Here is a 12,075-nt window from a genome sequence, read left to right as displayed (position 1 = left end):
GCCGACGACCTCGCCTTCGATCACCGGGCCCTTCCGGCCTGCCAGCACCGACCGGCGGCGAATCGCCTGACGGGGATCGACCAGGCCGGTGGGCCGGTCTGGATCAACCCCGAGGAAATCTCCGTTCGCCACGTTCGAGCGCATCCGGCGCAGGCTCTTCGAAAGCATGAAGAACAGCCCGGCGGAGACCACAATCAGCCCCACGACGATGAGCAATCCAAGACCGCCCGCGCTGCTCTCCTGCTCGGCCAGCACGGAACCGGCGAAGATCTCGTTCACGGTGACGTCCTCACACCAGGATCCATCTCTGCGGTCATCACCCGCCGCTGTGCCACGCGAGCGCGCGGCCGGCCCCGCCCCACGAGGACGGTGCACCGTGGGCTCCCGGCGGTACCCACTCTCGACCCTACGCCGCGCCGGAACGCCCGTGGCGGGCGCGAGCAGCCCGCGACGGCCGGCCGGCCGCCCGCCACGCGCGCCCTCACACGCCGTTGAACAGGTCGTCCTCGGGCAGGGTGCCGACCTCGATCAGCGAGCGGGCGAGCTGGTAGTCCTCGGTGGGCCAGGTCTCCCGCTGGACGTCGAGCGGAACCCGGAACCACCATCCGGTGGGGTCGACCTGGGTGGCGTGCGCGATCAGGGCGCGGTCGCGGGTCTCGAACCAGTCCGCGCACGGCACCCTGGTGGTCAACCGGCCCGCCTCTGCCGCCCGGCCGGCCCACTCGTCGAGGCGGTCGGTGTAGGGGGACTCCAGGCCGCGGGCCAGCAGCGCCTCGTGCAGGGCGAGGATGCGCTCCTTGTGAAAGGTGAGGTGGTAGTACAGCTTGAGCGGCTGCCATGGGTCGAGCCCGGCATCGACCCCGACCTCGGGATAGCGCTCGGGGTCGCCGGCCGCCTCGAAGGCCTCGATACTGATCTTGTGCGTCATGATGTGGTCGGGATGCGGGTAGCCGCCGGACTCGTCGTAGGTCGTGATGACCTGCGGCTGGAAGGTGCGAATCAGCCTGACCAGGGGCTGGACCGCGGTGGTGACCGGCGTGGTGGAGAAGCGCCCCGGTGGCACAAGCGGCAGCGGGTCGCCCTCGGGCAGGCCGGAGTCGACGAAACCCAGCCACTCCTGGCGGACACCGAGGATGCGCCGGGCGTTCTCCATCTCCTCGCGGCGGACCTCGACGATGCGCTCTGCGACGCCAGGCCGGTCCATCGCGGGGTTGAGGATGCTGCCCTCCTCACCGCCCGTACAGGTCACAACAAGTACGTCCACACCCTCACTCGCGTAGCGCGCCATCGTGGCCGCGCCCTTGCTGGACTCGTCATCAGGGTGCGCATGGATGGCCATGAGACGCAGGCCATGCCGCTCGTCGACCGAAGGCATGCCACCATTGTCGCTGATGGCTGGGCCGAACCGCGGTCATCGACCGGGGTGGCCGCGACGTGACCGCCGTGCGACACCGCCGTGCGACACCGCCGTGCGGAACCCTGGAGCCCGCCTCCACGTTTGATCTGGAAAAGTCACCCAACGCCGTGGCACACTGCACCGTCCGCTCACGCGGCAACGGGTGTAGCGTCACCGGCCGGTGTACCGACATCGGAGTCGGTCCGGCCTCGGGGGACCGACGGAGTGCGGCACCCATCCGCCGCGCTCCCGCTTCGCCAGGTGTGCAGTCATGGTCGAAACCTCGGACTGACGGATCGCCCGCGAGGGTAGGAACCGCTGGTCCAGGGTCTCCCGGCGGTCGAGGAGCCGCCGCCGGAGTCAGCGGACTCGACCCAGATTTCCTTGATTCACCTTGATATCGTGACCCTTTTGATGTTCACCGAGGAGCGTGACCCGCGTGACGCAGCAGACTTGGCTCACTCAGGAGGCATACGACCGGCTCCGCTCCGAGCTCGACTACCTCACCGGCCCCTGGCGCACGGAGATCGCGTCCAAGATCGAGGCGGCCCGTGAGGAGGGCGATCTCAAGGAGAACGGCGGCTACCACGCCGCCAAGGAGGAGCAGGGCAAGCAGGAGGCCCGGATCCGCCAGCTCATGGACCTGCTGCGCGACGTGCAGGTGGGCGAGGCTCCCAACCTGAGCGGGGAGGCCGGCCCGGGCACCGTCGTCGAGGTGCGCTTCCCCGGCGAGCAGGACACCGAGAAGTTCCTCATCGGCTCCCGCGAGGACCACAGCGCTCCCGTCGACGTCTTCTCCCCCGCGTCCCCGCTCGGTGGTGCCGTGACCGGCCACAAGGCCGGCGAGACCGTCAGCTACACGCTCCCCAGCGGCCGCTCCGCGAAGGTCGAGATCGTCTCGGTCGCACCTTACGGCTCCTGACGGCACCCGGGCCTGGTCCGGCCATGCCACTTCGGCCGGCCCGGGGGTCGCCCATAGTGGCTGGCACATCGGCACCTACGAGCCGCCCGCCCGAACAAATCGGGCGGGCGGGGCCGCTTCGGGCGAGGCAGACGGAGGTACCCCCCGACTACGCCTGCAGCGGACGGCAGCCGACTTGGCTGCGCCGCGGGCGGTGCCGACGTACCGTCGACGCGTGGAGGATCTGCCGGCACCGCCCCGTCATTCCGTGCCACCGACCGCGACATCCTCGGCCACCCCGCCAGCGGGTGCCGCTCCGCCGCACGCCACGGTGAGTGAGCTCCGCCGCAGCGGGCATGTGCACCGCCCCGTGCGCACGGAGCTGCGGGACAACCTTGTCGCTCTGATGAAGAGTGAGGCGCCCCGCTTCCCGGGCATCGTCGGGTTCGACGAGACCGTTCTGCCGCAGGTCGAGCGCGCCATCCTGGCCGGCCACGACATCGTCTTCCTCGGCGAACGCGGCCAGGGCAAGACCCGGCTCATCCGCACCCTGGTGAGCCTGCTCGACGAGTGGTCGCCCACCGTCGCCGGCTGCGAGATCAACGACCACCCCTACGAGCCTGTCTGCGGCCGCTGCCGGGCGTTGGCAGCTCAGCTCGGCGACGAGCTTCCGATCGGCTGGCGCCACCGCTCCGAGCGGTTCGGCGAGAAGCTCGCGACCCCGGACACCAGCGTGGGCGACCTGATCGGCGACGTCGACCCGGTGAAGGTCGCCGAAGGCCGCACCCTCGGCGACCCGGAAACGGTGCATTACGGCTTGGTGCCGCGGACGAACCGCGGCATCTTCAGCGTCAACGAACTACCCGATCTCGCCGAGCGCATCCAGGTGGCGCTGCTCAACGTGCTGGAGGAGCGCGACATCCAGGTCCGCGGCTACCTGCTGCGCCTGCCGCTCGACCTGTTGCTGGTGGCCTCAGCGAACCCCGAGGACTACACCAACCGCGGCCGGATCATCACCCCGCTCAAGGACCGCTTCGGCGCCGAGGTCCGGACGCACTACCCGCTGCAGCTCGCCGACGAGCTCGCGTTGATCCGCCAGGAGTCGGTGATCTCCTGGGCGGGCTCACCGCTGGGCACCCCCGAGATCGCCGATCACCTGCTGGAGATCGTGGCAAGATTCACCCGCCTTGTCCGCGAAGCTCCGCAGGTCGACCAGCGTTCGGGCGTGTCGGCTCGGCTGGCGGTGGCCGCGGCCGAGACAGTGGCCGCCTCCGCGGTTCGCCGCGCGGCGCTGACCGGGGAGGAGATGCCCACCGCCCGGGTGGTCGACCTCTCCGCCATCGTGCCGGCGGTGCGCGGCAAGGTCGAGTTCGACCAGCTCGAGGAGGGGCGCGAGGACGAGGTGCTCGCGCTGTTGCTGCGCCGCGCGATCGCCGAGACGTTCCGGGCCCGCCTCGCCGGCGCCGATCTGACCGGGCTGCAGAACCGCTTCGAGGCCGACGGCCCGGTCGAGACGGGCGACATGGTGCCCGCCGCCGAGCTGTTGCGCCGGGTCGGCCCGGTGCCCGGACTCGCGGCGATCCTGAACCGGCTCGGCGTGGACGGCGCGGAGTCGCCCGGCCTCGCCGCGGCGGCGCTGGAGCTGGCGATGGAGGGACTGCACCTCAACCGCCGGTTGGCGAAGGAGGAGCTGCCAGGCCGAACGGTCTACGGCTCCTAGGCCCGATCCTGACATCCGTGGGAGGACCCCGGTGAGCTCCGGCACATTCCGCTACGGCCCCTGGGACGGCGGGCCCGACCCGCTCGCCTCCCCCTTCACCGCCGCCGGCGCACTCGACGAGATGTCCCGCCAGATCCTGGAGGGCCGCACCCCCCGCGAGGCGCTGGAAGCCCTGCTGCGCCGCGGTATGCCCGGCCGCCGCGGGCTGGACGACATGCGCCGCGCCATTGAGCGGCGCCGGCGCGAAGCGCGTTCCCGCGGCCGGATGGACGGCACCCTGCAGGAGGTCCGGCGGCTGCTCGACACGGCCGTCGGTCAGGAACGGGCGGCGCTGTTCCCCGACCCGTCGGACGAGGCCCGCCTGCGTGAGGCCGAGCTCGACGCGCTGCCCGCCGACCCGGCGCGCGCGGTGCGGTCGCTGGCCGAGTACGACTGGCGTTCCCCGCAGGCCCGCGAGACCTACGAGAAGATCTCCGAGCTGCTGCGCAAGGAGGTCCTTGACACCCAGTTCAAGGGGATGAAACAGGCCCTGGAAGGGGCGACGCCGGAGGATTTCGCCCGCATCCGCGACATGGTCGGGGCGCTGAACACCCTGCTGGAGGCCGACGCCCGCGGCGAGGACACCGACGAGGCGTTCGGCGAGTTCATGCGCCAGTACGGCGAGTTCTTCCCGGAGAACCCGCAGTCGCTCGACGAGCTGGTCGACGCGTTGGCGCGCCGCTCGGCGGCGGCCGCCCGGCTGCTCGCGGGGCTCACCCCGCAGCAGCGCTCCGAGCTCGCCGACCTGATGTCCACCGCGATGGAGGACCTGGGACTGGCCGCCGAGATGTCCCGGCTCACCCAGGCACTGCACGCCTCCCGCCCGGACCTGAACTGGGGCGGCCGGCCCCGCGGGCGCGGCGGGCGGCTCGGTGAGGGCCTCACCGGGGACGAGCCGTTGGGCCTCGGCGATGCCACCTCGGCGCTGGAGGAGCTGGCGGAACTCGACGAGCTCGCCGCCTCGCTCGGGCAGGACTATGCCGGGGCGTCGCTGGAGGACATCGACCCCGACGCGGTCGCCCGTGCCCTCGGTCGTTCGGCCGTCGACGACCTGCGCAGCCTGCAGCAGGTCGAGCGGGAGCTCGAACAGCAGGGATTCATCACCCGCCGCGCCGGCAATCTCGAGCTCACCCCGCGGGCGGTGCGCCGGATCGGGCAGGCGGCGCTGGCACGGATCTTCCGCCAGGTCACCGCCCGCGGCCGCGGCGATCACAATCTCACCGACGCCGGTTCCGCCGGCGACCTGCTCGGCACCTCGCGGGCCTGGCAGTTCGGCGACACCCAACCGATCGACGTCGTCCGCACGGTCCGCAACGCGGTGCTGCGCGCCGGGCCACCCGGGCGGGGCCGCCCGGTGCGGCTGGAGGTCAGCGACTTCGAGGTCGCCGAGACCGAGCGGCGCACCACCGCCGCGGTCTGCCTGCTGGTCGACCTGTCCTACTCGATGGCCCTGCGCGGAACGTGGGGGATCGCGAAGTCGACGGCGCTGGCGCTGCACACCCTCGTCAGCACCTCGTTCCCACAGGACAAGATCCACATCATCGGCTTCTCGGACTACGCCCGCGAGCTGCGGCCGGTGGAGCTCGCCGGCCTCGACTCCGAGATGGTCCAGGGCACGAACCTGCAGCACGCCCTGCTCATCGCGGGCCGGCTCCTCAGCCGTTACCCGCAGGCCGAACCGGTCGTCATGGTGGTCACCGACGGGGAGCCCACCGCGCACCTGCTGCGCGACGGCACGCCGTCGTTCTCCTGGCCGCCGATGCCCGAGACCCTGGAGCTGACCCTCGCCGAGGTGGACCGGCTGACCCGCCGCGGGGTGACCATCAACGTGTTCATGCTCGACGACGAGCCGCGCCTCGTGCAGTTCGTCGAGGAGATGGCCAGGCGCAACGGCGGGCGGGTCCTCTCACCCGACCCCACCGCCCTCGGCAGCTACGTCATCCGGGACTACCTGCGTTCCCGGGGACGCCACCACGTCGCCCGCTGATCCGGCCGCGGCCGCGGCACCCTGGCTCGGGTCGTCCCCCGTCGGCCGCGCGGAGTCGGCGGGCGGTGGCGGGGGGAGGGCGGGGTCGGCGCCGAGCCGCTCCCAGAACTCCGCCATCAGCCGCTCGTAGGCGAGCCCGAGGTCCAGGGTGCGCCGCAGCGACCAGACCATGGCGTCCGCCGGCAGCGCGGCCAGCGTGCGGTAGGTCTCCAGGTGCGCCCGGTGCGCGGCGGCCTGGGCACGGGCGAGCCGGGCTACGTCGCCGGGGCGGCCGAGGTCGGCGAACGCGAGCTTGAGCAGGCCGAGGTCGCGTAGTTCGGTGCGTCCGGAGTCGGCCGAGGAGAGCCATTCCTGCAGCCTGCGCCGGCCGGCATCGGTGATCCGGAAGATCCGCCGACGGCGCCCGGTGGCCTCCCGCTCCTCGGCCAGCAGCCCGCCCGCGGCGAGGCGCGGCGGCTCCTTGTAGAGCTGCGCGTGCGGGAACGACCAGTAGTTCCCGACCGACTCGGCGACCGAGACCTTGAGGTCGTAGGGCGTGGCGCTGCCCCGGCGGGCCACCTCCCCGAGGACCAGGTACGACACCGGCGTCAGCGCGATCTCCACCATGGTCTTCATCATACGGCTTGACTCATACCGTCTCTTTGAGACTATCCTTGCCTCGAGCGATAGTCCGAGTCAGACGATTGTGGAGGTGGGTCACCGTGCCGACGATCCCCTGGACCATCCCGCCAGACCGCAAGCCCGGCGCGGCCCACACCAGCGGCACCAATCCGGCGGACGGCGCCATCGAGGTCATGGCCTCTCACTTCGTTCTCACCTCGACCCGGCACACGGTCGCGATGCTGCGTTCGGCGATGGCCGTCCGGCGGGCCGTGCTGGCCGCGCCCGGCGCCCTCGGCGTCTCGCTGGTCGCCCGCCCGTTGCGGCGCGAGTACTGGACCCTGTCCGCGTGGACGGACCGGGCCGCGCTGGACGCGTTCGTCGGCGACCCGCGCCACCGGGAGGCGATGCGCCGCCTCGGGCCCGCGATGGCTCGGTCCCGTTTCGTCTTCTGGCGCCCGCGGGCCAGCGCCGGCGCCCCCACCTGGGCCCAGGCCCACGAGCACCTCGCCGCGCCGACCGACTGACCATCCCGCGGGGACGCGACCGACCGCCCTCGATGAGCCGCCCTCGATTGGCCGCCCTCACCCGTCGCGGGGGATCTGATCGGCACTCGGTAGGCGCCCGCCGCGCCCCGACCATCCAGATCTCGAATTCTGCTACTCTGCGCGATCGTGAGATCACGGAGGGCACGGGAAGACGCGGGCGACGCGAGGCATCGGGCGGGCCTGCGGCAGCGGGGGCAGCGTCCTCGACCACCAGCCCGCTCGCGGCTGGTCGCCGCGGTGCTGCTGACGGCGGGCGTGGGGCTCGCCCCCACGGCCATGCCGGCCTCCCCCGCCCGGGCCACAGCGGGCGGCGCGATCCTCGCGGACGGCCTCGACCACATCGGCGGCCTCACCGGCCTGCCAGGCGCGGCTGTGCGACCGACGGGCGGTGGCCCGCCGCTCGCCGGCCCCGCAGCCGGCGTGGTGCGACCGGCAGACATCGCCGCCGAGATCACGCGAGGGCAGCCGTCGCCGCTGTCGGCGCCCGGCGCTGTCAGTATCGCCGAGCAGCGCGAGGTCGAGCGGTACTGGACGGCCGAGCGTCGCGACCGGGCCTTCGGCACCCACATCACCGACCGCTCCAACACCACCACCGACGCCGCGACGGCCGCGGCCGCCCCGTTCGCCGACGATCCGGACCCCGGGCTGTCGAACACGCCGCCGCCGCCCAGCGACGGCACGCCGTACACCCAGGGCGGGCTGGTCACGGCAACCACCGGTCGGCTGTTCACCACGATCGGCGGCGCCGACTTCGCGTGCTCGGCGAGTGTGGTGACGAGCCCGGGGCGCGACCTCGTCGTGACGGCGGGGCACTGCCTGCACGGCGGAGCTGGCGCCCAGTTCGCCCAACGGGTCGCCTTCGTTCCGGGCTACGCCGACGGGACGCTGCCGTACGGCATCTGGACCGCCCGCCGGCTGACCGTGACGCCGGGCTGGGCGAGCGGTTCGAACTTCGACGTCGACGCCGGCTTCGCCCTGTTCAACACCCACGGCGGCCGGCACCTCGAGGACGTGGCCGGGGCTCAGGGCATCGCGTTCGGCCTGTCGGGCACCTACCCGCAGTACAGCTTCGGCTACCCACGCCTGTTGCCGTACGACGGCAGCCAGCTCATCTACTGCGCCGGGCCCGGGTCCGCCGACCCGTACGGCGGCCCGTCGATCGGGGTGGGCTGCCGGATGACGGCGGGGGCGAGCGGTGGCCCGTTCATCACCGGGTTCGGCCGACTCGGGCCCGGGCACGGCTGGATCGACGGGGTGGTCAGCTACGCCTACGCCGGCTCCACCGATCGTCTGTACGGGACGCACTTCGGCGATGGGGTGAAGCTGCTCTACTACCAGTCCTACCGACTCTGACCCGGCAGAACGCACAGGACCGCGACAGTTCGCCCATAGCCGGTGCACAGGCGCGGTGTGCCGATCGGTACCGTCCCCCCATGCCGCATCCGGGCAGCTTCGGGCTCCTTCTCACCCTGCACATCCTTCTTGCGATCTTCGTGGTCGGACCGCTGACCCTGGTGTGCGCGTCCGTCCCCAGCCTGTTGCGGACCGGACCGCGCGCCCTGCCGATCCTGCGGCTCGCCGGCCGTCTGGTGCGAGGGTTCGCAGTGGCCTCACTGCTGATCGTGGTGACGGGCGCGGGGATGGTGCACCAGGGGTCGTTCGGCAGCGTGCGGTCGTTCAGCGACTCCTGGCTGCTGGGCTCGCTGGTGCTGTGGGTGGTGGCGTGCGGGATCTGCCTGGCGGTCATCGCGCCCAGCCTGTCGCATGCCATCGCCGAGATCGACGCCGGCGGGGACGCCCGTCGCCGGCTCGGTTCCATCACCGGTGGCGCCGTGCTGAGCTCCGCCTGCTGGGTAGTGGTCATCGCCCTGATGGTGGTCAAACCCGGGGCCTGAGCCCGGCGGGCGGCGACCCGGCGGGCGGCGACCCGGCGGGCGGCCCGCGGTCAGCTCGTCAGCTCGCGGCGGCGAGGGAGCGCCGGCCGGCCTCCCCGCGATCGACGACGTCCTCCAGCTTGTCGAGCACCCGGTCCCATACCTGTCGGGGCAGGTCGTGGCCCATCCCGTCGATCTCCAGCAGCTCCGCGGCCGGGATCGCCGCGGCCGTCAGCCGGCCGCCGATCACCGGGATGAGCGGGTCGGCGCCGCCGTGGACGACCAGGGTGGGCGGGCGCAGCCCGGCGAGCTCCGCGGTGCGGTCCGGGGCGGAGAGCACCGCGGCGACCTGGCGCAGCACGCCGTCGGGGTTGCTCCGGCGGTCCCAGTAGATCTCGGCGCGTCGGCGCAGCCAGGCCTCGTCTGGCGCGAACTCCGGCGAGCCGAGGATCTCGTGCGCCTCGTGCGCGGCGAGGACGGACTGCTCCACGTCGAGCGGCGCCGGTCGCAGGAACAGCCCGATGGCCTCCGGCGTCGGCTGCACCCGGTGGTCGCCGGGGTGTGACATCACCGATGTGAGGCTGCGGACCCGCGCCGGACTGCGCAGCGCGGCGATCTGGGCGACCATACCGCCCATCGACAGGCCCAGCAGGTGCGCCGACTCGACGTCGAGCGCGGTGAGCAGCCCCAGGGCGTCGGTGGCGAGGTCGGCGAGCCCATAGGGGGCGAGGTCGAAGCGCCCGGCGATGATCGCCCCCAGGTCGGGCCGGCCCAGGTCGTCAAGGTGGGTGGACAGGCCCACGTCACGATTGTCAAAAATGATCACCCGGTAACCGCGCCGAGCGAGCGCGGCGAGCAGGTCGGGATGCCAACCGACGAGCTGCTGCCCGAGACCACCGATCATCAGCAACGGCAGGCCGTCGTCGTCACCGTGGATCTCATAGGCGAGGTCGATGCCGTTGACCGTGACGATGCCCATGGTCGGAAGGTAGTCATCCCGTGCCCGACACGCACGCCTTCCAGGCCGAATCGACCCAACGTCACCCATTCGGGCTCGCCCACCGCCCCGCCGACGGCGCCGATCTCGCCAGTCGTCCCGCCACGCCTGACCGCACGCCCCTTCGGCCAGTCACTACTTTATGTATCTTCTCAACTTCATAGAGTGGCCACTTGCGGTTCGTCTCCCCCATGCCTCCCGCCGCACGCCCGATCTTCCTGGATGGCCATAGGTGATCTTTCCGACGATCGAGTTCGCGGCGTTCTTCGTCGTGGTGATGGCGCTGTCCTGGCTGTTGATGCCCCGACCGGCGCTGTGGAAGCCGTTCATCCTCGCCGCGTCGTACTTCTTCTACGGTTTCGCCGATGCCCGGTTCGTCCTGCTCATCGTCGCCTCCACCTTGATCAACCAGGCGGCCGCGCGGGCGGTCCACCGGTTCCGGGACCGGCGCATCCTCGCCGCGGCGATCGTCTGCGACCTCGGCCTGCTCGGCTGGTTCAAGTACTACGGCTTCTTCGCGCTGTCCGTCGATCGCGCCCTGGCCGACGCCGGGCTGCCCGCCCCGCTCCCACTGCTCCAGGTGGCGCTGCCGATCGGGATCTCGTTCTTCACCTTCCAGGCGCTGAGCTATGTCATCGATGTCCACCGCGGGATCACCCCGCCGGCACCGCTGCTCGACTTCGCCGTCTACGAGGCGTTCTTCCCGCATCTGGTGGCCGGCCCCATCGTGCGGGCCAGCGAGTTCCTCCCGCAGCTCGCCACCCCGCGGGACCCGGCCCGGGTGCCTACCACGCGGGCCGCGTTCCTCGTCCTCGGCGGACTGATCAAGAAGGTCGTGCTCGCCGACGTCATCGCCTCCCGGCTGGTCGACCCGGTCTTCGACGCCCCCGGCCAGCACTCGTCCACCGAGATCGGTGTCGCCATCTACGGCTACGCCGTCCAGATCTACTGCGACTTCTCGGCCTACTCCGACATCGCCATCGGGATCGCGCTGCTACTCGGCTTCCGCTTCCCGGACAACTTCGACCGGCCCTATGCGTCGCGCAGCCTGCAGGAGTTCTGGCGGCGCTGGCACATGACGCTGTCGCGCTGGCTGCGCGACTACGTGTACCTGCCCCTGGGCGGAAGCCGACGCGGGCGCCGCCGGACCCACCTGAACCTCATGATCACCATGACCCTGGGCGGCCTGTGGCACGGGGCATCGTGGACCTTCGTACTGTGGGGGGCGCTGCACGGCGCCGCCCTGGTGACCGAACGCCGGCTACGGGCCCGGCGGACGGGACGGACGGCCGCCGCCGGGGCCGCGCGGATGCCGTTGCCGCGCGCCGGCCTCCCGGCGCGGCCCGACGTGCCCGCGCGACCCGACGTGCCCGCGCAGCCCAACGTGCCCGCGATTGACGCAGGAGCAGAGGCCTCCTCGACAGCGCCCACGTCCCGGGCGGTCGGGTTGGCGGCGGCGCCCGCACCGGCCGCCGCCGGGACCACGGCCCGAGTCGCCGGCCCCGTGCGCGAGTGGGCGGCCCGCCTCGCCGTCTTCCACTTCGTCTGCGCGACCTGGGTGCTCTTCCGCGCCCCGGATCTGGATACGGCGGGCCACCTGTTCGCGCGGCTTTTCACAGCCGGCGGCCCGGCGCCGCTGGTCACCCCCTCGGTGGTGGCCGCGATAGCGGTGGGCCTGACCACGGCGGCCGTCCCGCAGCGCTGGTGGACCAGGACCCAGGCCCGGTTCACACAGGTGGGCCTCGGCTCGCAGATCGCCCTGCTGACCATGGCCATGATGGTCATTTACGCGGTTGTCGGGCAGCAGGACGTCGCCCCGTTCATCTACTTCCGCTTCTGAGGACGGCCCGCCGGGGCATGGAGCCACCACGTCCCAGTGAAGCACCTAAGGTAATCATGCAAGCACGGAAAGCGAGTTTCCGTCTATCCTCCACAGCCGTCGACGGAGCCCCGCGACCATGACCGAGCGCGACGATGCGGGGCCGACCCGGCCACCGGCGTCCGCGCCCGACC

The 12,075-nt window shown here is 72.1% G+C and carries 11 protein-coding genes; 7 read left to right on the top strand and 4 right to left on the bottom strand.

All coding sequences use genetic code 11. The features are described from left to right. Both NBZ85_RS19035 and mca read right to left on the bottom strand, forming a co-directional pair. On the bottom strand, window positions 1-279 hold a 279-nt coding region (locus tag NBZ85_RS19035), incomplete at its 3' end, for a hypothetical protein (RefSeq protein ID WP_261562337.1). Between the two features lie 202 nt (window positions 280-481). Continuing rightward, on the bottom strand, window positions 482-1,375 hold the full coding sequence (mca, locus tag NBZ85_RS19030) for a mycothiol conjugate amidase Mca (RefSeq protein ID WP_261559767.1): 894 nt from the start codon (window positions 1,373-1,375) through the stop codon (window positions 482-484). Between the two features lie 460 nt (window positions 1,376-1,835). On the opposite strand from mca, the gene greA reads away from it, so the two are divergent. From greA to NBZ85_RS19015, 3 genes are all read left to right on the top strand, one after another. Then, window positions 1,836-2,318, top strand: coding sequence for a transcription elongation factor GreA (greA, locus tag NBZ85_RS19025; RefSeq protein WP_261559765.1), 483 nt, complete (start codon window positions 1,836-1,838; stop codon window positions 2,316-2,318). Window positions 2,319-2,532: 214 nt separating this feature from the next. Beyond that, window positions 2,533-4,017: a magnesium chelatase ATPase subunit I gene (locus NBZ85_RS19020; protein WP_261559763.1), complete on the top strand. Its 1,485-nt coding sequence runs from the start codon at window positions 2,533-2,535 to the stop codon at window positions 4,015-4,017. A gap of 31 nt (window positions 4,018-4,048) precedes the next feature. Next, window positions 4,049-6,043, top strand: a complete 1,995-nt coding sequence (locus tag NBZ85_RS19015) for a vWA domain-containing protein (protein WP_261559761.1) — start codon at window positions 4,049-4,051, stop codon at window positions 6,041-6,043. On the opposite strand, the gene NBZ85_RS19010 is transcribed toward NBZ85_RS19015, so the two are convergent. Further along, on the bottom strand, window positions 5,963-6,661 hold the full coding sequence (locus NBZ85_RS19010) for a PadR family transcriptional regulator (RefSeq protein ID WP_261562336.1): 699 nt from the start codon (window positions 6,659-6,661) through the stop codon (window positions 5,963-5,965). The genes NBZ85_RS19015 and NBZ85_RS19010 overlap by 81 nt on opposite strands. 83 nt (window positions 6,662-6,744) lie before the next feature. Here NBZ85_RS19010 and NBZ85_RS32740 point away from each other — a divergent pair, with 83 nt between their 5' ends. The 3 genes from NBZ85_RS32740 to NBZ85_RS18995 all read left to right on the top strand — a co-directional run bounded on the left by NBZ85_RS32740 (window position 6,745) and on the right by NBZ85_RS18995 (window position 9,086). Beyond that, window positions 6,745-7,170 carry an antibiotic biosynthesis monooxygenase gene (locus tag NBZ85_RS32740; protein ID WP_261559797.1) on the top strand — a complete coding sequence of 142 codons (426 nt, stop codon included), beginning with the start codon at window positions 6,745-6,747 and terminating at the stop codon, window positions 7,168-7,170. Window positions 7,171-7,428: 258 nt separating this feature from the next. Beyond that, complete coding sequence (locus tag NBZ85_RS19000; RefSeq protein WP_261559796.1) at window positions 7,429-8,544, top strand: trypsin-like serine peptidase; 1,116 nt, start codon at window positions 7,429-7,431, stop codon at window positions 8,542-8,544. A gap of 80 nt (window positions 8,545-8,624) precedes the next feature. Beyond that, the gene (locus NBZ85_RS18995) at window positions 8,625-9,086 is read left to right on the top strand and encodes a DUF2269 domain-containing protein (RefSeq protein WP_261559795.1); all 462 of its coding nucleotides are present in this window, start codon (window positions 8,625-8,627) and stop codon (window positions 9,084-9,086) included. Between the two features lie 58 nt (window positions 9,087-9,144). On the opposite strand, the gene NBZ85_RS18990 is transcribed toward NBZ85_RS18995, so the two are convergent. After that, complete coding sequence (locus NBZ85_RS18990; protein WP_261559794.1) at window positions 9,145-10,044, bottom strand: alpha/beta fold hydrolase; 900 nt, start codon at window positions 10,042-10,044, stop codon at window positions 9,145-9,147. A gap of 250 nt (window positions 10,045-10,294) precedes the next feature. Between NBZ85_RS18990 and NBZ85_RS18985 the strand changes: the two genes are divergently transcribed. Then, complete coding sequence (locus NBZ85_RS18985; protein ID WP_261562335.1) at window positions 10,295-11,902, top strand: MBOAT family O-acyltransferase; 1,608 nt, start codon at window positions 10,295-10,297, stop codon at window positions 11,900-11,902. Window positions 11,903-12,075 lie beyond the last annotated feature (173 nt).

It is taken from the genome of Frankia tisae, assembly GCF_025403405.1.
Lineage (GTDB): Bacteria > Actinomycetota > Actinomycetes > Frankiales > Frankiaceae > Frankia > Frankia tisai.
This window is presented reverse-complemented; position numbering and strand designations above follow the sequence as displayed.

What these genes read in the sequence shown, in the direction of transcription:
- mca (WP_261559767.1), bottom strand. Translation starts at nt 1,375, where the DNA reads ATGCCTTCGGTCGACGAGCGGCATGGCCTGCGTCTCATGGCCATCCAT.
- NBZ85_RS19010 (WP_261562336.1), bottom strand. Translation starts at nt 6,661, where the DNA reads ATGATGAAGACCATGGTGGAGATCGCGCTGACGCCGGTGTCGTACCTG.
- NBZ85_RS18995 (WP_261559795.1), top strand. Translation starts at nt 8,625, where the DNA reads ATGCCGCATCCGGGCAGCTTCGGGCTCCTTCTCACCCTGCACATCCTT.
- NBZ85_RS18990 (WP_261559794.1), bottom strand. Translation starts at nt 10,044, where the DNA reads ATGGGCATCGTCACGGTCAACGGCATCGACCTCGCCTATGAGATCCAC.